The sequence below is a fragment of the Ornithinibacillus sp. FSL M8-0202 genome (genome assembly GCF_037975285.1).
Classification (GTDB): Bacteria; Bacillota; Bacilli; order Bacillales; family Amphibacillaceae; genus Ornithinibacillus; species Ornithinibacillus massiliensis.
Genome location: NZ_CP150248.1, coordinates 2,963,632 through 2,985,266 on the forward strand (window position 1 = coordinate 2,963,632; position 21,635 = coordinate 2,985,266).

General features: G+C 38.8%; 19 protein-coding genes, 1 pseudogene and 1 riboswitch. Of the genes and pseudogenes, 19 read left to right on the plus strand and 1 reads right to left on the minus strand.

The window, feature by feature from the left end; all coding sequences use genetic code 11:
* Window positions 1-63: 63 nt before the first annotated feature.
* The 7 genes from murQ to MKY78_RS14980 all read left to right on the plus strand — a co-directional run bounded on the left by murQ (window position 64) and on the right by MKY78_RS14980 (window position 5,932).
* The gene (gene murQ / locus MKY78_RS14950; RefSeq protein WP_339213785.1) at window positions 64-981 is read left to right on the plus strand and encodes an N-acetylmuramic acid 6-phosphate etherase; all 918 of its coding nucleotides are present in this window, start codon (window positions 64-66) and stop codon (window positions 979-981) included.
* Window positions 982-1,929, plus strand: coding sequence for a GNAT family N-acetyltransferase (locus tag MKY78_RS14955; RefSeq protein WP_339213787.1), 948 nt, complete (start codon window positions 982-984; stop codon window positions 1,927-1,929).
* Between the two features lie 45 nt (window positions 1,930-1,974).
* A complete protein-coding gene (locus MKY78_RS14960) occupies window positions 1,975-2,817 on the plus strand; it encodes a MurR/RpiR family transcriptional regulator (RefSeq protein WP_339213789.1) in 843 nt (280 codons plus the stop codon).
* Between the two features lie 262 nt (window positions 2,818-3,079).
* Window positions 3,080-4,033 carry a GNAT family N-acetyltransferase gene (locus MKY78_RS14965; protein ID WP_339213791.1) on the plus strand — a complete coding sequence of 318 codons (954 nt, stop codon included), beginning with the start codon at window positions 3,080-3,082 and terminating at the stop codon, window positions 4,031-4,033.
* Window positions 4,034-4,035: 2 nt separating this feature from the next.
* Window positions 4,036-5,085 (plus strand): serine hydrolase domain-containing protein, encoded by a 1,050-nt coding sequence (locus tag MKY78_RS14970; RefSeq protein ID WP_339213793.1) that lies wholly within the window; start codon window positions 4,036-4,038, stop codon window positions 5,083-5,085.
* A gap of 15 nt (window positions 5,086-5,100) precedes the next feature.
* Window positions 5,101-5,649, plus strand: a complete 549-nt coding sequence (locus MKY78_RS14975) for a DUF402 domain-containing protein (RefSeq protein WP_339213795.1) — start codon at window positions 5,101-5,103, stop codon at window positions 5,647-5,649.
* 100 nt (window positions 5,650-5,749) lie between these two features.
* Entirely contained in the window at window positions 5,750-5,932 is a 183-nt protein-coding gene (locus MKY78_RS14980; protein ID WP_339213797.1) for a hypothetical protein, read from the plus strand.
* 42 nt (window positions 5,933-5,974) lie between these two features.
* Here the strand turns inward: MKY78_RS14980 and MKY78_RS14985 are convergent, their stop codons facing one another.
* On the minus strand, window positions 5,975-6,781 hold the full coding sequence (locus MKY78_RS14985; protein WP_339213798.1) for an alpha/beta hydrolase: 807 nt from the start codon (window positions 6,779-6,781) through the stop codon (window positions 5,975-5,977).
* A 197-nt stretch (window positions 6,782-6,978) separates the two neighbouring features.
* Here MKY78_RS14985 and MKY78_RS14990 point away from each other — a divergent pair, with 197 nt between their 5' ends.
* From MKY78_RS14990 to MKY78_RS15045, 12 genes and pseudogenes are all read left to right on the plus strand, one after another.
* Window positions 6,979-8,307: an ABC transporter substrate-binding protein gene (locus MKY78_RS14990; protein WP_339213800.1), complete on the plus strand. Its 1,329-nt coding sequence runs from the start codon at window positions 6,979-6,981 to the stop codon at window positions 8,305-8,307.
* Window positions 8,308-8,371: 64 nt separating this feature from the next.
* Window positions 8,372-9,265 carry a sugar ABC transporter permease gene (locus MKY78_RS14995; RefSeq protein ID WP_339217926.1) on the plus strand — a complete coding sequence of 298 codons (894 nt, stop codon included), beginning with the start codon at window positions 8,372-8,374 and terminating at the stop codon, window positions 9,263-9,265.
* A 17-nt stretch (window positions 9,266-9,282) separates the two neighbouring features.
* Window positions 9,283-10,125: a carbohydrate ABC transporter permease gene (locus MKY78_RS15000; protein WP_339213801.1), complete on the plus strand. Its 843-nt coding sequence runs from the start codon at window positions 9,283-9,285 to the stop codon at window positions 10,123-10,125.
* An 867-nt stretch (window positions 10,126-10,992) separates the two neighbouring features.
* Complete coding sequence (locus MKY78_RS15005) at window positions 10,993-13,296, plus strand: DEAD/DEAH box helicase family protein (protein WP_339213802.1); 2,304 nt, start codon at window positions 10,993-10,995, stop codon at window positions 13,294-13,296.
* A gap of 1,067 nt (window positions 13,297-14,363) precedes the next feature.
* On the plus strand, window positions 14,364-15,440 hold the full coding sequence (locus tag MKY78_RS15010; protein ID WP_339213803.1) for an ABC transporter ATP-binding protein: 1,077 nt from the start codon (window positions 14,364-14,366) through the stop codon (window positions 15,438-15,440).
* A gap of 36 nt (window positions 15,441-15,476) precedes the next feature.
* Window positions 15,477-16,547 carry a spermidine/putrescine ABC transporter substrate-binding protein gene (locus MKY78_RS15015; RefSeq protein ID WP_339213804.1) on the plus strand — a complete coding sequence of 357 codons (1,071 nt, stop codon included), beginning with the start codon at window positions 15,477-15,479 and terminating at the stop codon, window positions 16,545-16,547.
* 159 nt (window positions 16,548-16,706) lie between these two features.
* Window positions 16,707-17,498, plus strand: a complete 792-nt coding sequence (locus tag MKY78_RS15020) for an ABC transporter permease (protein WP_339213806.1) — start codon at window positions 16,707-16,709, stop codon at window positions 17,496-17,498.
* On the plus strand, window positions 17,491-18,342 hold the full coding sequence (locus MKY78_RS15025) for an ABC transporter permease (RefSeq protein WP_339213807.1): 852 nt from the start codon (window positions 17,491-17,493) through the stop codon (window positions 18,340-18,342). Before MKY78_RS15020 ends, MKY78_RS15025 begins: the two co-directional genes overlap by 8 nt.
* Before the next feature lie 163 nt (window positions 18,343-18,505).
* Window positions 18,506-18,591, plus strand: a riboswitch (cyclic di-GMP riboswitch).
* Between the two features lie 201 nt (window positions 18,592-18,792).
* Window positions 18,793-19,350: a PilZ domain-containing protein gene (locus tag MKY78_RS15030; protein ID WP_339213808.1), complete on the plus strand. Its 558-nt coding sequence runs from the start codon at window positions 18,793-18,795 to the stop codon at window positions 19,348-19,350.
* A 253-nt stretch (window positions 19,351-19,603) separates the two neighbouring features.
* A complete protein-coding gene (locus tag MKY78_RS15035; RefSeq protein ID WP_339213810.1) occupies window positions 19,604-20,557 on the plus strand; it encodes a flagellin in 954 nt (317 codons plus the stop codon).
* Between the two features lie 348 nt (window positions 20,558-20,905).
* Window positions 20,906-21,019 (plus strand): annotated as a pseudogene (locus MKY78_RS15040) (flagellin); the annotation flags it as partial.
* Between the two features lie 168 nt (window positions 21,020-21,187).
* A complete protein-coding gene (locus MKY78_RS15045; RefSeq protein WP_339213811.1) occupies window positions 21,188-21,556 on the plus strand; it encodes a hypothetical protein in 369 nt (122 codons plus the stop codon).
* The last annotated feature ends 79 nt before the right edge of the window (window positions 21,557-21,635 follow it).

The window sequence follows — 21,635 nt, forward strand, 5'->3', positions numbered from 1 at the left end:
ATCCCTTAATCTAGGAACCAATGCTACGGAAATTAAAATGAAACGTAATAGGATGGTATGCGAATGAATAAATTATCAGCTTTGGTTACTGAAATGAGAAATGAGAATTCGATGACGATTGATACTATGTCTACATCGGAGATTCTGTCGGTCATTAATAAGGAAGATATGAAGGTAGCTCTGGCGGTTCAACAAGTACTACCCGACATAGAGATGGCAGTGGATAGAATCTATCAAGCATTAAAAAATGGTGGAAGATTGTTTTATGTAGGAGCGGGTACAAGTGGTAGGTTGGGAATATTAGATGCAGTCGAATGTCCACCTACCTATAGTACACCTCCAGAGCTAGTTCAAGCCGTGATCGCTGGGGGACCAAAGGCGATTGAAAAAGCAGTTGAAGGTGCTGAGGATAGTGAAGAACTGGGTGCCAATGACCTAGCAGAACGCGAGCTAACGGAGCTTGATATCGTTGTCGGAATTGCTGCTAGTGGCCGTACGCCATATGTTGCTGGTGCTTTGAAATATGCACAGAAGATCGGTGCAGCAACCGTTAGCTTAACAAGTAATAAGCAGGCTGTCATCAGTCAATTTGCAGATGTGAAAATAGAAGTAGAGACCGGTCCTGAGGTTATTACAGGTTCAACTAGGATGAAGGCGGCTTCCGCACATAAGTTAATCTTGAATATGCTTACGACAACCACCATGATTAAAATTGGTAAGGTTTATGAAAATCTCATGGTTGATGTGAAGGTAAGTAATCAGAAATTAAGAGAACGTGCGATTAACATCGTTTCAACGATTACAGGTACCTCCTATGAAAAGGCCAAGGAAACATTGACACAATCGAATAATGAAGTGAAGCCTGCTATTGTGATGATCAAGGCAAATACAACGTTAGACGAGGCAAAGAGAGCGATACAACAGGCTAATGGATTTGTTCGAAAGGCGATTGACATTGCAGCAACCAAAGGAGGAGCATAATTGATAACCTATCGTAGCTATCAATCTGGTGATGAGGTACAAATCGTACATATATGGAATAATAGTCTAGGAAAAGATCCTATTACCCCGAAACGATTCCGTCATCTTATTTTACTCGATGCGAACTTTGACCCGAATGGTCTACGGTTAGCATTTGATGGAGAAACGTTAGTTGGTTGTATTTACGGATTAAGAAGATTGCTTCCTATGATTGGTACAGAACTGGAGGAGGAAAATGGCTGGATTACCTTTTTCTTTGTAGACCCGGATTACGAGCAGCAAGGAATTGGGTCGGAGCTAATGAAACAAGTGGAGGAATTCTTTCAGACGAATAATCGCAAAAGCATTTTCTTTGCATCGTATGCTCCAAACTATATTTTGCCCGGATTAGATGAGGAAACCTATCCAGGAGGCTATGCATTTTTACAAAAGCATGGTTACCAAACACTTTATTCTCCAGTGGCGATGGACCGTAATTTGTTAGATTTTCAATTGTCAGATGACATCAAACAATTGAAACGAGAACGAGAAGCGGAAGGCTTTACGATTTCCACTGCACAGGATAATGATGTGTATGAAGTCATTCAGTTGGCAAATCAAGTGTTTAATCCAGACTGGGGAAGGGCTATCCGTGAAGGATTGAAAGAAGTTTTGCCACTAGAGCGTATATTAATTGCGCGATACCATGATCAATTGGTAGGCTTTTGTTTATATGGGGGATATGAAGGAATACCAGAACGGTTCGGACCATTCGGTGTAGACCCTTCTATGCAAGGAAAAGGACTAGGAAAGCTATTGCTTCATGAATGCTTATTTCAAATGAAAGCAGAAGGGCTTCATCATGCCTGGTTCCTTTGGACTGGGGAGAAAAGCTCTGCAGGATATTTATATTTAAAAACAGGCTTTAACATTACACGTAAGTTCCATGTGATGAAGAAAGACATATAAAGAAAGAGAGTTGATCGCATGTCATATATGACTGGAGGTTTAACGATGCTAACGGAAATGTTGCCGATGTTACCTCCCTCGGAAAAAAAGATAGCTAGCTATATTATTGGACACCCTGAAGAGGCGATCAATTTGACAGCGCAGGAATTAGGTAAACGAAGTAATACAAGTGGAGCTGCTGTCATTCGGCTCTGTAAATCGTTAGACTTAAAAGGATTTCAAGACTTGAAGTTTCGAATTGCAGGGGATTTGCAAAAAACAACGGATGAAGGCTTTCGAGATATTAAGCCAAATGAAAGCCTACAATCTATTATTGATAAAATGACAATTAATAGTATCCAAACAATTAAGGAAACAGCAGAGCTGCTACGTATTGATGAAGTGGAGAAGGCGGTACAGTTATTGTTGAATGCCAAGAAAATTCACTTTGTTGGTGTTGGAGCATCTGGAATCATTGCCAAGGATGCCGAGCAGAAGTTCCTCAGGATCAATAAAACCGTTCATGCCTTTTCCGATACCCATATGGCAGCAACACTTGTAGCCAATGGAAATGAGGATGAAGTAGTGGTTGGAATCTCCTTCTCTGGTGAAACCCAGGAAGTGGCTAAAGTATTAGAGCTTGCTAAACAGAAGAAGATGAAGACGATCAGTATTACGAGATATGGAAGCTCAAAGGTCACCGAACAAGCTGATATTAGACTGTATACATCAGCAACAAGAGAGCCAACCTTCCGTAGTGGTGCCACATCGTCACGAATTGGTCAATTGCAAGTAATTGATATTTTATTCATGCGGGTAGCGACCTTGAAATATGAGGAAACGGTAAACTATATTGATGTCACGAGAGATGCAATTGATTTTATTACAGCAAACAGTAAGAAAAGGTAGGATAAATAAGCTGACTCCAAATGGGTTGGCTTATTTTTGCAGATAGGAGAGTAGAGGACTCTTCCCCCCTGCATAAGAAAGCTACCACATTCGCTTAAGGAGAGCGAATGCAGAGTTTTTCTAAAGCGCTTCAGCTTCGAAAGTCGAGATACTAGCTAGACACCCCACCTCTGCATGAAGGATTACCATGCTTCTGGTTTACGTCTAGTCCTTATCTCGCAAAACGAACGCTCTACGCTTTTCTAATTTAGGAGGTCATGATATGAACTATCTTCCTTGGGATGAAGCAAGATTGGATCAATTAGTAGCATTATGGAACCAAGAACTCGGAGATTATTATCCGATGCGTACAGAATTATTTAGACAAAATAGCTTCCTAGATGTCAACGTTTCCTATGAGGGCTCTATAGTTGTTGTGGATGAGGCAGATCGAGTAATTGGGTTTATGGTAGTGAAGTATATGAAAGAGAAAACAGAAGTAAGCATGCGTGATGATCTGGGCTGGATTCAAGCCATCATCGTTGATTCTGCCTATCGAAATCGCGGAATTGGGACACAGCTACTAAATCATGCGGAAGCTCATTTCAAACAAAAAGGTCTAAAGGAAATTTTGCTAGGACGAGATATGTATCATTACTTTCCCGGCATACCTAGTGAACTAGCAGAAACAGTGGATTGGTTTGAAAAAAGAGGGTATCAGCATCAAGGAACAGAAGTAGACTTAAGTAAATCTTTTACCGATTCCGAAACGGTACATATGCCAGCTATTCCAAATGTAGAATTTAGTATTTTGCAAGAAGCGGAAAAAGAAAATTTTCTTCAATTTCTACACCATTGTTTTCCTGGCAGATGGGAACATGAGGCAATTCACTATTTCCAAAAAGGTGGAACAGGTCGTGAGTTTGTTGTGGAAAAGGAAAATGGCCAGATCATCGGATTTTGCCGAATTAATGATGCTGAGTCACCTATTATAATGGGGAATATAAATTGGGCACCACTATTTCCAGGGAAAGTCGGAGGGATTGGTCCCCTTGGAGTCGATGCCAAGAAAAGAAAAAGTGGCTATGGTATAGCAGTTGTTCAAGCGGGGATTGCGTTTCTACGGGCTAGAGGGGTTAACCAAATGATTATTGATTGGACTGGATTGGTCGATTTCTACCGAAAGCTCGGGTTTGACGTATGGAAAAGCTATCAATCCTATAAAAAGGAGATTTGATTATGCGTGCTAAAGTACTAGATTTTTTGCAAAAGGAAATGGAATTACAGCATATACCAGGTGCGGTCATTCATGTTTCCTATAAGGGAAAGGTCATCATGCAGGAGGCGGTAGGTAACCGTGCTGTCTATCCAGAAAAAGCGCCTATGCAACTAGATACGGTATTTGACCTTGCCTCTCTAACCAAAGTTGTAGCCACTTTACCAGGTATTCTGAAACTAATGGACGACGGGGAAATTAGACTGGATGACCGAGTGTCCTTTTTCTTACCTGATTTTGCTAACGAAGGGAAGGAGCATATAACATTACGTCATTTACTCACGCACACTTCTGGTCTACCAGCACATGTGGAATACTTCAAAGAGAAGCTCGGCAAAGAACAAGTAATCGAGCGTATTTACCAACAACCTTTAGTCTATCCAACAGGGGAAAAGGTTGTCTACAGCGACCTTGGATTAATTATGTTATATCAGGTGATGGAGAAAGTAACCGGTGAGTTATTTGAAACCTTTGTAGGGCGTGAAATATTTGCGCCATTAGGAATGGATGAAACAGGATTTAATCCAAGTTTTAGTGAAGAAAGGTATGCAGTTACGGAATATACTGAGACGTTAAAAGCGTATAAATCTGGTGTTGTACATGATGATAACACCGAATATATGGGCGGAGTTAGTGGTCATGCGGGATTATTCGCGCCAGTGGGTGATTTAGTTAAATTTGCACAAATGATAGAAAATAATGGTGTATTTAATGGTAAGCAATTGCTCTCTGAGACAGCTATACAGTTATCACGGAAAAATTATACAGCCTTTGATGAAGAATATCGTGGTTTGGGCTGGATGTTAAAAGGTCCAACCTATGCACCTTGTGGTGATTATTTCTCTGATGCTTCCTTTGGCCATACTGGGTTTACTGGTACTAGTATCTGGTTTGACCCGGCGGTAGATCTATCTGTCATCCTATTAACCAATCGAGTGCATTTTGGTAGGAAACCAGCCATTCTTCGCTTACGCCCAAGATTACATAATATCATTCGTAGTTATTTTTCATAGAGAGGGAGTAGTAGGATGCTGAAACGACGATATGGGGATCGCTCTGATTGGACTCGGATTATCGAGCGTAGGTATGCCCAACAATATGTAGAAAATGAGCGATTTACTGGATATATGACATTACTCGATGTGATTAAGGTTAGTGAACCATTAATTATTCGCTATGGAGAAGGGGAAAGATGTATTGTTGATGATGGGTATCAATGGCTATTTCAATTTCCCGAGGATCAGCATCATACCGTTACAACGACATTTAATTCAGCGGGCGAAATTGTCCAATGGTACATCGATATTTGCGTAGCAACTGGATTGGAAAATGGTGTTCCATGGATGGATGATTTGTTCCTAGATATCGTGATTTTACCAACTGGTCAAGTGATCGTATTAGATGAGGATGAATTGGATGAAGCATTGGCAAATGGCGTGATTAGTAAGGCTCTATATGAACTGGCATGGAAAGAAGTAAATCGGTTGTTGCCGTTAATCGAGCGAAATGAATTTGGATTACTGGAGTTAGCCTATAAACATAGGGAAGTATTAGAAGAAAAATTAGAGAAGCCTTAGGAGATTAAGTTGTCTATTAGATGAACTGTTTTAACAAAAAGAATTTTCAATTTAGTTCATGGTAGAATGAAGTAGGAACATTTAATAGAAGGAGTGAAAAATGGAAATGGTGGAAGCGATAGGCATTTTTGGTGGTTTTTTATCTTTAATCTTTGCATTGATCCCTATTGCACTTGCGGTTTTCGTATTAATTTGGTTGTACCAGATGAAAGTAAATAGTGACGTGCAAGTGAAACAGAATCAGGAGATTATTCAGTTGCTAGAAGAGGTTAGGAATAAATGAGTTTAGGTGCCATTTCTTACACTTGAGAAATGGCACCTAATTCTATCGGATAAATTCATCTAGTATTGTATTGAATTTTTCATGATACTCCCAGAACATCATATGTCCACCTAATACCTCTAGTTGTGTTTGTGGTACATGTTTTTTCATGAAGTTTGTTGCAGTATCAGACCAATGCTCGGCAATGACTGTTAAAGTAGGTAACGATTTACTAGCAAGTGATGCTTCCGCTAGATAGTTGGAGAACATTCCCGATGCAAATAGATTCCCAGCTATGTAGTAAGGTGTTTTCATTGATTGCTCGACTAGCCAGGTTAATTCATCGTCTTTAAGCTCCCGCTGAATCATGACCCCAGTAATATAGGCGGTGATAAAATCTCGCTGCCCTTTTGGTGTACGTAATGAATGATTATATATAGCTGCCATATCATCCAGTGCTCCTTCTACCCAATCTTCCGTATCGATAGACAATGATTTTGGTGGCATATCGATTAATACGAGAGACTTTATTCCTTCTGCCCCATATTGCTTCATATACTCCCATACGGTTAAACAACCAAACGACCACCCGACTAAGGTTACATGATGTAATTGTAGGTGCTCCATTACTTTCCGTAAATCTGTCCCGTGTGTTACATAATCATTTCCATGTACGGTTATGGTTGATTTTCCATGACTCCTTGGATCCATCACAATAACACGATGATGATTGGAAAAGTAGGCTACTTGCTTTTCAAACACTTCTGTAGTGAAAGTAAATCCTGGAATAAACACGATAGGTTCCCCTTCACCAACATCTTCCACAAAAAGCTCAACACCTGAATCTACCTCAATATACTTACCAGCCATTTAATCCCTCCTTAATTCTTTTTTTAAAACTATATTCCAAAAAGGCTTTAAAAGAACTATAAGGCATAGGTACAAGATTTTTTCTAGCATTTATTTAAAAGTTGTACATATATTGATAAGAAAAGTAGGGCGAATTGTATGCGTTTACCACACTGCCCGAACTTTTACAAGAATGCATAATAGGGGGGGGGCAATGTATGAAATTGCGAAGTCGTTCTTGGTTAGTCCTGTTGCAATGTGTTTTGATGGGGGTGTTTATTGTCGCTTGTTCTAACGATGGCGACAAAGGTACGAATACTGGTCAAGGCGGTGAAATTGCTGGTGACTTAGAAATTCAATATTTTGTCGGTGGGTATGGCGATTCCTGGTGGAAGGAAGTCATCTCTGATTTTAAAGATGCCTATCCTGATGTCAATGTTATCGAACATGCTGGTCCAACGATTAATGATGAAATGCGCTCCAGATGGGTATCCAATAATCCTCCTGATGTCGTATATATTGACGGTGCCGGTTCAAGTGAAACCCAAATGGTAGAAGACGGACAGCTAATGAATCTGACTGAATGGCTAGAGGGAATCGAACTAGAAGGTGGCGATAAATTATTGGATAGCTTTATTGTGAAGCCTGCTACCTATGATGGAGAAATTTATTCCTTGCCACTAGTATTTGATACTTGGGGTACGTGGTATGATAAAGCCTTATTTGAGGAAAAAGGTTATACCGTTCCAGCTAATTTCGATGAATTTATGGAATCCATGAGTGAGATAAAGGCTGGAGAGGGCATTGATCCGTTTGTGACCTCAGGGCAACATCCATATTACTTCCTACGTGGGATGCTTTATCCAGCTTTTGCAGCAGCTGGTGGTGAGCAATTATTAGCCGATGTCATTACAGGAAAAGAAGGCGCATGGTCAAGTGAGCAAGTATTGGAGATTATGAAACGTGTAGAACAAATGGCGACAGAAGGGATGTTTGACTCTGGGCTAGGTGCATTGAATCATACTCAGTCACAAATGAACTTCTTATTACATGAAAATGCATTTATCCCAGTTGGGTTCTGGTTGCCGAATGAGATGAGAAATGATATTCCTGATGGATTCGAATTTGGTTTTATCCCATCCCCAATAAATGCTTCTGGTGAAAAATATGCCATTGTACCAGATTTACGTCCATTAGCAATTGCAGAGGAAGCAGCTAATCCAGAAGCTGCGAAAGCGTTTGTCGCGTTTGTGTTTACGAGAGAATATGCGAGCTCCTTCTCCGAGCATACTGGAGCGATCATGAACTTAAATGGTGTTGATTTAACACAGAATGAGAATGTTCCAGAATACTTAATGGATGCCAATGCAATGATTAATGACCCCGATGTAGTAGAAATTTATGAAAAACCACATCCAATGAGTGCTGATTTAGAAACACCTATCGGGAATGCCTTAATATCTCTCATGCTTGGAAATATGACTGCTGAAGAATTCGTGGCAGAAGCAGAAAAAGCCGCTTCCGAATATCGTGCAGGATTAGAATAAGTTACGATGGACTGCTTCTCTCTAGCCAGAGGAGCAGTCCATAGGATAGGAAATGAGTGATCATATGGTACAGTCTAAAAAGCAAAAATATTGGTTTTTGGCATTTTGTTTAATTCCTACTTTTATTCTCTTTGCCGTTTTCACCTTATATCCGTTATTTAGTGGCCTTTATTATTCATTTTTTGACTGGTCGGGCTCGTCTAGTAATAAGGAATTTATTGGTTTCAGTAACTATGTAAAGCTATTTCATGATGCTGTCATCCCAAATACAATTATGCATGATTATTTTTTAGTCGTGACGAAGATTATCGGAATCATGGTCCTGGCCATGTTCTTCGCAGTAGCACTAACACAATTGAAAATTAAAGAAGCACCCTTTTACCGAATTGTGTTCTTCTTTCCTAATATCATGTCTGTTGTTGTAATCGGGATACTGTGGATGTTTATTTATAATCCTAGTTTAGGTCTTGTTAATTCCGGACTAGAGTTTTTAGGGCTAGAAAAATGGGCAAGACCATGGCTAGGGGATGAGAAGTGGGCATTACCGAGTTTGGTTTTTCCAGCTGTGTGGGCAGGGATTGGACTGTTCATGCTGATGCTGATGGGGGGTATTGCGAATATCTCCAAAAGCTATTACGAAGCGGCTAAAATTGATGGAGCTACCGAATGGCAGCAATTTTGGAAAATTACCTTGCCACTAGTTTGGCCACAAATCAAAGTTTCCATTTTATATATTGTGATTACGACCTTAAACGGCTCCTTTATCCTTGTACAAGTTATGACAGGTGGAGGTCCAAATAATGCGACCCATGTGATGGGCTCTTATTTGTATCAACAAGCATTCAAACAATACAACTTTGGATACGGAGCAACGATTGGTGTCATGATACTCGTTTTATCGTTAATTACCGTATTATTATTGCAATTTTTGATGCGCAGGGAAAAAGTAGAATATTAGTTAAGGAGGGATGAGCAATGAAGCGAAGTGTAGGGCAATTATTAGGTAGGGCAGGTATTAGAATTCCACTTATACTATGGACAATTGCTGTTTTGTATCCAATATTTTGGATGTTTTTAGGCTCGTTTAAATCCAATGCAGAAATCTATCGTAACCCATGGGGATGGCCAGAAACGTTAAACTTTAGCAACTATGTGCAAGCATGGACTAATTACAATATTGATGTGAGTGTATGGAATAGTTTACTGGTTACCGTAATAGGGGCAGCTCTAACTTTAATCTTAGCAATTCCTACCGCCTATGCCATAGAACGTATTAATTTTCGTGGGAGTAGGGTCTTATTTACCGTGTATATTTCAGCCATGATGATTCCCATGATGTTAGGCTGGATACCGCTATTTTTCCTGTTAGCCCAATTAAATCTTTTAGATAATATATTTGGCCTAGCGATCGTGTATGCCGTTAGCCAATTACCATTTAGCATTTTTGTCCTCACGAGCTTTATGAGTACCATCCCGAAAGCCTTAGAAGAGTCTGCCGCGATAGACGGCCTTTCTCCCTATGGCATCCTATTTAAAATCGTTACACCACTTACGATGTCAGGCATTATTACCGTTACCATTATGAACTGCATCCAGTTCTGGAATGAATACTTCATGGCACTAATCTTTTTACAAACTAATACCAATTACACACTAGCCCTAGCAATCGACTACATAAGCAACGAAGCCCAGTACACCAACGCATGGGGAACCCTATTTGCCAGTCTCGTAATAGCAATAGTTCCAGTAATTGTACTCTATTCTATTTTCCAGAGAAGGATTGCTAAGGGAATGACAGAAGGTGCGATAAAGGGGTAAGTGATGGGGGGGATTTATTTTGCGAACGGTCGCGTGATCACGTGGCTCGGGCCTATCTACTTTGCGAACGGTCGCATTATTCCGCGGGATGGGCCTATCTATTTTGCGAACGGTCGCATTATTCCGCGGGATGGGCCTATCTATTTTGTGAACGGTCGCATCATTCCGCGGGTCGGGCCTATCTACTTTGTGAACGGTCGCATCATTCCACGGGATGGGCCTATCTAACTCCCAAACGGTCGCATCTCCCCGCAGGATGGGCCTATCTAACTCGCAAATGGTCGCATCTCCCCGCGGGATGGGCCTATCTACTTTGCGAACGGTCGCATCATTCCACGGGATGGGCCTATCTATCTTCCAAAAGGTCGCATCATTCCGCGTATTGGGCTCATCTCCATCTCAAACGGTCACATCTTTCCGCTAGTCGGGCCTATCTATCTTCCGAACGGTCGCATCTCCGCGCGGAACGCTCCTCATTTAAAAAGGTAAATCAATGCTAGTGTTGCTTTGCTTGCTAACTATATTTGATTTCTTTTGAGTATTAGGACTATATAATTCTTTTAGCTCCTCGTTTTCTTCCAATTATTCCCAAGTAATTCCATAAGGTACTCCTCCCTTAGTATATCCTGTAATAAATGCGAAAAATACATCGCTGTCAAAAGTATCTTTCTTATTTATTTTACTATTTTCCTTTCTTATACTTTGACGGTTTATACGTTTATTCTTTGGAGTACTTAACTTTCTGCTCTTAATTTTTTGCCGCAAAATATCTATCCTAACTGTAGTATAATTATTAGTACCAGATTGAACAATAATCCTTTTGGTTATTATAATAATATCAAATAGTTAGAATTAGAGGAGTAATTTATGACTAATCTTGAAAAACAAATTCAGTCCTTGCATAGAGAAATCAATCGATTGAAGCAAGAAAATGAATATATGAAGCAAATTTTGCAATATCATAACATTCCTATAAATCTACCTAATAAAACTTTAAATAGTAGAGAAATCAAAATTAAGTATAGAATCCAGATTTTTAGAGATCTTTTCAAAGGAAGAAATGATATATATGCATTTCGTTGGGAAAGCAGTGAAGGGAAATCTGGTTATTCCCCAGCGATTAATAAATCGGCCGATACAAAGAGTTATCTCCCTTTGACAAATCAAGTAATTTATAATCATTTAATTGGTAAACAGACGATAGGTATATACCCGCTTCAAGAGGATAATAATTGTTGGTTTTTAGCGATTGACTTTGATAAAGGTACTTGGAAGAAGGATGCAAAGGTTTTTTTAAAAGCATGTAAAAAGTTAAATGTTCCGGCATATGTTGAAATATCAAGATCAGGGAATGGATGTCATATATGGATTTTTTTTCAAGAACCTATTTCTGCAAAACTAGCCAGAAAACTAGGGAAGACTCTATTGTCTATGGAAAAAGAAAACCATTATGAAACAATTAGTTCCTATGATCGAATGTTCCCGAGCCAAGATGAACTAAATGCTGGAGGTATAGGGAATTTGATTGCTCTTCCTTTGCAAGGGAAGTCAAGGAAAGAAGGAAATAGTATATTTGTAGATGACAATTTTCTAGCATATGCTGATCAGTGGGATTTTTTATCGAACGTGATAAAAGTAACTAAAAAAGAAGTTGAATTATTGATTGGTGGAGTGCACATGTCAGAACAAGCTACTAAATTAGTAAACAACAAAGAAATAAAATCCCCACCGTCTAAAATTACAATCATCATTCGAAATGGAATTTATATTCCTAAAGTCGTATTACCTACAGATATAATGAATACTCTATTAACGTTAGCTTCCTTTCGTAATCCAGCATATTACAAAGCCCAAGCACAGAGGCTTCCAACTAGTAAAATACCGAAATTTATCAATGGGTATGAAGATAAAGGTGATTTCATAATCCTACCAAGAGGTTGTCTGGAAGGGGTAAAAAGTATTTTTGAAGAGTATTCAATTTCAATTGAATTGAAGGATCAATCGAATAATGGAGAAAAAATAGAAATAGATTTTAAAGGCAAACTTATGAATAAACAAGAAGAAGCAGCGAATAGTCTAATAAAACATAATAACGGAATACTATCTGCAACTACAGGTTTTGGCAAGACAGTAGTTGCCGCTTCAATAATTGCTAAAAGAAAAGTTAATACATTAGTAATTGTACATCGTAAGCAATTAATGGAACAATGGAAAGAACGGCTTTCGGTTTTTCTTAATCTTGATAATTCATCTATAGGACAAATTGGTGGTGGGAAAAATAAACCTAGCGGAATAATTGATATTGCTACTATCCAAAGTCTTATTCGTAATGGAACGGTAAAGGATATAGTGAAAGATTATGGTCATATTATAGTGGATGAATGTCATCATATCTCTGCCTTTAACTTTGAGCGTGTCTTGAAGGAAGCAAATGCTACTTATGTTTATGGTTTGACGGCTACACCGACTAGAAAAGATGGACTACATCCACTTATGTCAATGCAATGTGGGCCAATAAGATATAAGGTTAGTGCTAAAGAACAAACAAAAGTCCTTCCTTTTAAGCATATATTAATACCACGTTATACCAATTATAAAATGAATGAAAAGGAATTGGAAAATAATATTCAGAATCTATATAGAGATCTTATTTTGAATAAAGAGAGAAATAAGATGATATTCAATGATGTTCTTCAAGAGTTAGGGAAAGGATCTACACCGATTATCTTAACAGAAAGAAGAGAACATGTTTTGGTATTGCATCAAATGTTTAATGGGTTTGCCAAAAACATAGTTATTTTGATGGGAAATATGTCCAAACAGGAAGAAGAATCAGCGCTTAAACAGCTAGAGGAAATTCCGGAGAATCAAGAATTATTAATTATCGCAACAGGAAAATATATTGGAGAAGGATTTGATTTTAGTCGATTAAATACAATGTTTCTTACATTCCCTGTCTCATGGAAAGGAACTCTTCACCAATATATAGGTCGACTTCATCGATTAAATGATAATAAGAATGAAGTGAAAGTATATGACTATGTCGACCAATATAGTGATATGCTAATGAAAATGTATGAGAAAAGAAAGAAGACCTATCGTACATTAGGATATGTAATAGGAGGGGATGACTCTTATTTAGGAGGTAATCAACAAATGGAGTTGTTCTAGAAATGGACTATTTTAGTAATTGTCTGGGGGCAAACAAAGTGGGAGTGTTGTCGCTAGTTCTACTCCTAGTGCCCCCTGTTATATATTTTTCTTCTTGGTGGTAGCTCAACACCTCTTTCAGAATTGCCGTGTTTTTGATTCCCATTCACATTGGAAGGAGGAGCTACCCAGAGTTCGGGCAAATCCCTCTTTATTATGGATAAAATCTTCCCATTGGTTGTATCCCCCGCATCCCGGGCATATCTATTTCCCAAACGGTCGCATCTTTCCGTGGGTTGGTCCTATCTCCTTCCCGAACGGTCGCATCATTCCGCTAGTCGGGCCTATCTCCATCCCAAACGGTCGCATCTCCCCACGGGTCGGGCCTATCTCCATCCCAAACGGTCGCATCATCACACGGATTGGGCCTATCTAACTTCCAAACGGTCGCATCTCCCCACAAATCGAGCTCATCTCCAACCCAAACAGTCGCATCCCCCCACGCCCAGGTCCCATCTCCATCCCAAAAGCCCCCTGCTCCCCGCCCCCTAATCCCATCCACTCCCCAAAAAGGCCCCTCCCCACACACCCAAATCCCCTCCCCCTCATTCCAATCCCAACCCAATCCCAAAAAAGAAAAATATAATTAATTACAGCAAAACTATTGAATTACCTAGTAAAAACTGCTATATTTTTTTTAGCATAAATCGACTTTTGAAAGATTTTTGTAAAAAGTGATATGCACTACCTATGTTACATACATTAGTGGGGAAGGACAGAACGCTTACTTTTTAGGAAGAAATGTTGTCGATTAATTAAGTAATTTTATATAGGTTTACCGAAACAGTACGCACCCAACGGGGAAGGAAAAAGTCTAATTGTAGACACCTTTACCTGGTAGAGAAGGGTGTATTTTTAATGCCAAAAATTATGACTGATTGTCAGTCTTCCCCCAAATACCATGCTTAAAAGTGAAGAATCGTAGTGTTTCGTATACTTATAAGCTAGAGGGAAAAGGTAAATAGTATGGCAGAGTCTCGTGGCATTATGGGGGACTGTCCCCCCTCAGATAGAAAAAGGAGGGATGCATGTTGGGTGTTCAAATGGTGCAATTGGAAAATGTAACGAAAGAATTTGATGATACCAATGTAGTAGATAATCTAAATCTAGACATTAGAGCTGGGGAATTTCTAACATTGCTAGGGCCATCTGGATGTGGTAAGACGACTACACTTCGAATGATTGCTGGCTTTGAAAAGCCAACTACAGGTAAGATTCTATTAAATGGTAAGCAAGTAGATGAAATGGAGCCCTATAAACGGGAAGTTAATACCGTGTTCCAAAGCTATTCGCTTTTCCCGCATATGAGTGTGTTTGATAATGTAGCATTTGGTTTGAAGATGAAAAAGGTTGGTAAGGAAGAGATTAAAGAGCGTGTCACTAAAGCGCTTAAGCTTGTCCAACTGGAGGAATATGGAAATCGTAAGCCGAAGCAATTAAGTGGTGGACAACAACAGCGGATTGCGATTGCACGGGCAATTGTGAACAATCCAAAGGTACTTTTATTAGATGAACCGCTTGGAGCGCTAGATTTAAAGCTACGAAAACAAATGCAGCTAGAATTAAAGCATCTCCAACAAACATTAAACATTACGTTTATTTATGTAACCCACGATCAAGAGGAAGCATTAACCATGTCTGACCGAATCGTGGTTATGAATAAAGGGAAAATCGAGCAGATTGGTCTGCCATATGAAATATACGAAAGACCACAAACACGTTTTGTGGCCGATTTTATTGGTCAAACTAATATTATCGAAGGTACTGTTCGTGGAATTAATGGTGACATGGCGGAGATGGAATACGCCAATCAACCGATTGCAATTCCGAATACCGCTCATGTGACGAAGGATGAGGAAGTTATTATTTCGGTACGTCCTGAGAAGTTAAAGATTAGCAGTACACCGATTGAAGGATTGAATAATGTAAAAGGTACGTTCAAGGAAAAAATCTATGTTGGCTCTGTGACGAAAATCGTAGTAACCATGCCAAACGGTGAGGATCTGACGGTTAATGAATCCCATGATAATATGGCTGAATTAACTAATACTAATAATATCTATGTCAGCTGGAGCCCTAATAATTCGGTTGTTCTAAAAAAATAACATAAATTAAAATGAAGAGATTGGAGATGGGAAAGATTGAAAAAGTCTTTTGTATTTGCACTATTTAGTTTGTTGATTGTATTATTTCTAGCAGCTTGTGGATCTAATGGTGATTCGGATAATGCTGGTGGAGAGCAGGAATTAAGTGATGAACTGATCGTATTTAACTGGAGTGAATACATTCCACAAGAAGTAATTGATGGTTTTGAAGAAGAATATGGTGTAGATGTTGTATATTCTACCTACAATTCAAACCATGAAATGCTGACAAAAGTACAAAGCGGTACGGTTGCTTATGACCTAGTATTTCCTTCCGATTATTATGTGAATCAAATGGTAGATAATGACTTATTGCTAGAAATAAATTTCGATAACATACCAAATTATGAGAATATCGCAAATGCATGGCGAAACATGCCGTTTGATGCTGAGAATAAATACTCCGTTCCATTTATGTATGGATACGACGGAATTATATATAACAAGAAATATATTAAAGAAGCCCCTACTAGCTGGGAGGATTTATGGAACCCAGAATATGCAGGGAAATTAGTACTACTAGAAGAATCCAAAGAAGTTTCTAACATGGCACAACAATTATTGGGTAATGACATGAATGATCCAACAGAAGCACAATTAGAGGAAGGCTTCGAAAGAGTAAAAGAAATTATGCCGAATGTATTAGCATTTGATGCTGCACCATCCAGCCGATTTGTTAGAGAAGAAGCATGGATTGGTCATGGTTATTCCGGATCAGCTGCTACAGCATGGTTGAAAAATGAAGACATTGACTTTGTTCTTCCGGAAGAAGGCGGCGTTGTTTGGTTAGATGCAATGGTAATTCCAAAAACATCGAAAAACAAATATACGGCTGAGGTATTTATTGACTACCTACTTCGTCCAGAGGTAAGTGTTAAACTATCTGAATTTATTCCTTATGGAAATCCAAATGAAGCGGCTGTTGAGATATTACCAGATGAAATTAAAAATAGCCCTGGCTTAAACTTCCCTGATGAAGTAATTGAGCGTACGGAGTGGAATTTACCACTAGATTCAGAACGGACGCAATATATGAACCGATTATTCCAAGAAGCAAAGGTTGAATAATGAAGTAAATAAAGAGGCTGTCAAAAGGCTTGAGGGTCCCTCATAACATGATGAGGGACTATCCCCTTATAGACAACCTCTTATCCTATGTCTAGTTTTTAGGCGCCAGAAACATACACATTTATCGTGTTTTATCTCTTTGGAAGGTAGGTGGAAAATGTGAGACCTAGAACGAAGAAACTATTATTTTCGTTTTCCCTACTCGTCTTTTTATTCTTTTATATTCCCATTATGTTCGTTATCATCTATTCATTTAATGATTCTAAATTAGGAACAGTTTGGACAGGATTTACGTTAGATTGGTATAGCTCTATCTTTCAAAATCACCAGTTGATTAATGCAACAATGAATAGTCTATATCTAGCAGTAATTTCAACTGTCATCGCAACCATTTTAGGGACGCTAGCCGCATTAGCGCTCTATCGTTATACATTTATTGGGAAAAAGGCTGTTGAGTTTCTATTTTATATTCCAGTCGTCATTCCGGATATTGTCGTTGCGGTTGCTTTACTTGCCATTTATGGGATTCTCAAAGTCTCGTTAGGCTTAAATACAGCGATACCAGGACATGTCGCCATCACGATTTCGTATGTCATGCTTGTTGTACTAGCAAGACTTTCTTCCTTTGATAGTTCATTGGAGGAAGCGGCAAAAGACCTAGGGGCTAATGAGTGGCAAACCTTTTGGAAGGTTACTTTTCCATTAATCTTTCCGGGTATCTTAGCTGGAGGTTTGCTTGCTTTTACGATTTCGTTGGATGAATTTGTTATTTCGTTCTTTACACTAGGACCAGGCGATAATACATTACCAGTACTCGTCTATTCGATGGTTCGATTAGGTGTATCACCTGAAGTAAACGTACTTTCTACGATTATTATCGTAATCATGTTCATCGTGGTCACCATTGTTGGCCTAAATATGCGAAAGAAAGGGGATATGAGAAATGATTAGAAATTTTAAAAAGGCTTATTTATTGTTATCCCCTAGCTTATTTTGGCTAACCTTATTTTTAGTTATCCCAGTCATTTTTATTGCGGTGATCAGCTTCACGACAAATGGTGATTTTGGTGCAATTATTTATGAATTTAGCTTCAAAGCCTATTCTTCTGCTTTTAGCTCACTTTATGCAAAAGTAATTTGGCAGTCGGTATGGTGGGCACTGATAGCAACGATCGTTTGTTTATTCATTGCTTACCCATTTGCCTATTTTATTGCTAATGCTGGTAAGTGGAAAAATCTATTGCTGCTGCTTGTCATGGTACCGTTTTGGACCAATTTATTGATTCGTTTGTATGCATGGATTATTTTAATGAACAATCAAGGTGTCATTAATAATGTGTTAATGGATTTAGGCTTTATTAAGGAGCCGCTTGCACTAATGTATTCACCAGGTGGCGTCATTCTTGGATTAGTTTACGGATTCCTTCCATTTATGATCTTACCGATATACTCCTCCATCGAGCAGTTAGATAAAACATACTTGGAGGCATCGGAGGATTTAGGGGCAGGACCGGTAAAAACATTCTTAAATGTTACACTACCATTAACATTCCCAGGTATTTTGGCTGGATTTATTATCACATTTGTACCAGCAATTAGTGTGTTCGTTGTTACCGACTTATTTACTGGTGGCAAGCTATTAATGGTTGGAAATGTTATTCGTGATGCATTCTTAGTGGAAATGAACTGGCAGCTTGGTGCAGCACTTTCTTTATTATTAATGATTTTAGTGCTGTTATCCTTGTTGATCTTTATGCGATTTACCAATCGGAAGGATCGGAAGTTTTTAGTATAAGATAGGGATTGAGAAAAGTGTGCTTCGGCACGCTTTTTTTATTTAGTTTTGATAAGTCTTTTGGATTAATTGTTTGTAATGAGATAGGTGTATTGTACTATTCAATTGAAAAATGTCGAATTTTGGAAAGTCTTCTAGTATAATAGAGCCAACTATAGAGGTTTTACGAAAAAGGCAAACTTATCCGAAAGGGAAGGACGCAAAGCCGAGGGCCTAAAGCACTATTGTTATGGCAGCCTAGCTACCGAAGGAAACTGGGACTAGAGTATGATGGGAGGACCTTTTCTTTGGTTCTCCTTTTTATTAGCAGATGGGAAAAATAAACTGCTTTCCCGCTAACTTAGAAAACGAACACATCCGTTAAAGGACAACCAAATGAGCGTTTCTCTAATGTGGTAGTGGACCTAGGTATTTTCGAAAACCTACTTATTAAATAAGGAGGTGTTTGAAATGGATGATAAAGTTTGGATTTCTATTCTAGTTGTTGCTTTTCTATTCATATTGCTATTATTCTTTCTTATTAAACAGGTAATGAAAAAGCAACAGCATAAAGATGACACTACTTTAGATGGGGACGACGTGACGGAGCATCCTATTTTTACTAGTGTAACGCTAAGCGGAAATGACCATGTAAGTGTAGAGGGGATCACCTGTTTTGTTGAATTTCTCGATGTAGATAATGAGATATTGAATCCGAATTTCATACAGGGAGTCTTAAAAAATGTCAGTCTTGACGGTGTAACGTTTGTGTGTGGTGTTGAATACCCGATAATCGATGACATGACCATAAAGATTCGTTTTTCCCTAAAGGAAACGGTGTTTATTTTGAAAGGGAGAATTGTTCGGAAGGAAGTGTACCAGGAAAGTGAACGATTTGGATATAGCGCAGTATTTACAAGTTCGTATGAGGAAGACCGCGAATTGTTACACCAAATACTAGAGAAGATAATGGTGGAGAAGCGAAAAAAGCTGGTTTCTAATCGAGGTTGTGGGGAGTCTATGGTTTAGTACCATGGGCTTTTTTGTTGTTTGGAATAGTGGGAAAAGAAATTTCTACAAAAAAGAATAATTTTTTTATAAAAAAGATTAAACATCTATTTTTCATGCCGATATAATAGGTACAACATCATGATGATGTGGTAAATGTTTTGGCCAAACATTTTACTTTACTTAGTTAATAACTCGAATAGAGTTGTTATAGATGCGAGACATATGGATGTGACTCGCAAAATAAAAACAATATACATGGAGGTATGTAAACATGATTATCAATCACAATATTTCTGCATTAAACGCACACCGTCAATTAGGTGCTAACACTAATGCAACTCAAAATTCTTTAGAAAAACTTTCTTCTGGTCTTCGTATCAACAAAGCTGGAGATGACGCTGCTGGTTTAGCAATCTCTGAAAAAATGCGTGGGCAAATTCGCGGTTTAGAAATGGCTACTAAAAATGCTCAAGATGGTATTTCTCTAATCCAAACAGCTGAAGGTGCTTTGAACGAAACACATGCAATTTTACAGCGTATGCGTGAATTAGCAGTACAAAGTGCTTCTGATTCTAACAATGATAATGACCGTGCAGAACTTCAGAAAGAAGTCGATCAATTAGCTCAAGAAATTACTCGTATTTCTACTGATACAGAATTTAATACAAAAAAACTAATCAATGGTGAAGCAACTGATCTAACATTCCATATTGGAGCTAATGAGGATCAAAATATTAATCTGTCAATTAGCGACATGGGTGCAAATGCACTTAAAGTTGAAGGTGGAACAGTTAGTAATAATGGTGAAACGTTAACTTATACAGATGCAGAGGGCAATGAAGTGACTGCTAAATGGCAAGATGCGTCACCGGCAGTTGAAGCAGACCCAGATGCTACCCCTCCAGTAGAAGCGTCACCAGCAGTTGAAGCAGGTTATTATGTAGTTGACGAAGCTGGTGAGTTTACTACGACTGTTGCAAGAAAAGCAGAGGAAAAATTAGCTGACGGTGTTATGGGGATTAACATCTCTGATAAAGATTCAGCTAATAGTGCAATAACTACAATCCAAAGCGCTATCGACACAGTTTCTGCTGAGCGTTCAAAACTAGGTGCGTACCAAAACCGTTTAGAACACACTATCAACAACCTAGGAACTTCTGCAGAAAACTTAACTGCTGCTGAATCACGTATCCGTGACGTTGATTATGACTTAGCTGCTGCATAAGCAGTCACAGTCACAGTCGTCCTAACTGGTAACGGTTAGCGATTACGACCGGGTGAATTGCTGGGAACCCCTTATAGCTTGTCTTGCCACAACGCAGCTGGAAACGGCAAACGTGAAGGCTTTGAGAAAAGACGAGATTGGGCAATCAGCAGCCAAGCGCCTGTGGTGAAAGCCTGGCGAAGGTTCAACGACTAGAATAGACCACCTAAAAGCTTTGCTCATGGTGATGAAATTCGTAGGAGACAGATAAAGCCGCATATTTATCTGAATCCGAAGTGCCCGGCCCCTACTAGATAACTAGAGGGTGAAGATATAGTCTGGTCATTTATGAAAGTAAATGTTCGCACGATGGCGAAAGAAATGATGGATTTCACAAAGAACAACATCCTTCAACAAGCGGCACAAGCAATGTTAGCTCAAGCAAATCAACAACCACAAGGAGTTCTACAACTTCTTCGTTAATTGTAAAACGATATGGAAAGACTCTAGGTTTTCTAGAGTCTTTTTCTTTATAAGCAGATGAGAAAGTATATAAAATTTTCATCCCAGCATAAGAAAAACGAAGACATTCGCTAATAGAAGCGCGAATGCATACTTTACGAACCCAAACTAACTAGCGAGGTATAAGAAATGGATAAACATATAGACGTAATGAAACAATCCTTAGAACTTCAAGATACATTAATGGAAGGGTTAAAGCATATTCAGATACAAATTAATGAAGGTAAATATGAAGATTCCATTCTTCTTTTTGAAGAAGCTGTACGCGCATACTCTATGATAGAGAAATCTCTAAAAGGGCTTCCTGAAGGTGTATTATCGGATGAGAATATTAAATTGGCTGAAAAAGTTAAAGTTACCATTGAACTTGTAGTTAGTGCTTATGAATCTTATAGCTATGGGAAAGTACAAGAAATTTTACAGTTTACATTAATACCTAGCTTTAAGAAATGGAAAAGTGAATTAGAAAAGAACTTTAACCAGTATTTGGTTTTGTAAATAATATTCCTTCTTTCTAGTAGGTGCGAGAAACATTCAAATCAGAAAGAGAAACACCCTTCTCAAAAGAAGAACCGCC

Excerpts from the sequence above, each read along its gene's own strand:
- MKY78_RS14970 (WP_339213793.1), top strand. The coding sequence starts at position 4,036 with ATGCGTGCTAAAGTACTAGATTTTTTGCAAAAGGAAATGGAATTACAG.
- MKY78_RS14990 (WP_339213800.1), top strand. The coding sequence starts at position 6,979 with ATGAAATTGCGAAGTCGTTCTTGGTTAGTCCTGTTGCAATGTGTTTTG.
- MKY78_RS15025 (WP_339213807.1), top strand. The coding sequence starts at position 17,491 with ATGATTAGAAATTTTAAAAAGGCTTATTTATTGTTATCCCCTAGCTTA.
- murQ (WP_339213785.1), top strand. The coding sequence starts at position 64 with ATGAATAAATTATCAGCTTTGGTTACTGAAATGAGAAATGAGAATTCG.
- MKY78_RS15045 (WP_339213811.1), top strand. The coding sequence starts at position 21,188 with ATGGATAAACATATAGACGTAATGAAACAATCCTTAGAACTTCAAGAT.
- MKY78_RS14960 (WP_339213789.1), top strand. The coding sequence starts at position 1,975 with ATGCTAACGGAAATGTTGCCGATGTTACCTCCCTCGGAAAAAAAGATA.
- MKY78_RS14975 (WP_339213795.1), top strand. The coding sequence starts at position 5,101 with ATGCTGAAACGACGATATGGGGATCGCTCTGATTGGACTCGGATTATC.
- MKY78_RS14980 (WP_339213797.1), top strand. The coding sequence starts at position 5,750 with ATGGAAATGGTGGAAGCGATAGGCATTTTTGGTGGTTTTTTATCTTTA.
- MKY78_RS14985 (WP_339213798.1), bottom strand. The coding sequence starts at position 6,781 with ATGGCTGGTAAGTATATTGAGGTAGATTCAGGTGTTGAGCTTTTTGTG.
- MKY78_RS14995 (WP_339217926.1), top strand. The coding sequence starts at position 8,372 with ATGGTACAGTCTAAAAAGCAAAAATATTGGTTTTTGGCATTTTGTTTA.
- MKY78_RS15010 (WP_339213803.1), top strand. The coding sequence starts at position 14,364 with ATGTTGGGTGTTCAAATGGTGCAATTGGAAAATGTAACGAAAGAATTT.
- MKY78_RS14965 (WP_339213791.1), top strand. The coding sequence starts at position 3,080 with ATGAACTATCTTCCTTGGGATGAAGCAAGATTGGATCAATTAGTAGCA.
- MKY78_RS15030 (WP_339213808.1), top strand. The coding sequence starts at position 18,793 with ATGGATGATAAAGTTTGGATTTCTATTCTAGTTGTTGCTTTTCTATTC.
- MKY78_RS15000 (WP_339213801.1), top strand. The coding sequence starts at position 9,283 with ATGAAGCGAAGTGTAGGGCAATTATTAGGTAGGGCAGGTATTAGAATT.
- MKY78_RS15035 (WP_339213810.1), top strand. The coding sequence starts at position 19,604 with ATGATTATCAATCACAATATTTCTGCATTAAACGCACACCGTCAATTA.
- MKY78_RS15005 (WP_339213802.1), top strand. The coding sequence starts at position 10,993 with ATGACTAATCTTGAAAAACAAATTCAGTCCTTGCATAGAGAAATCAAT.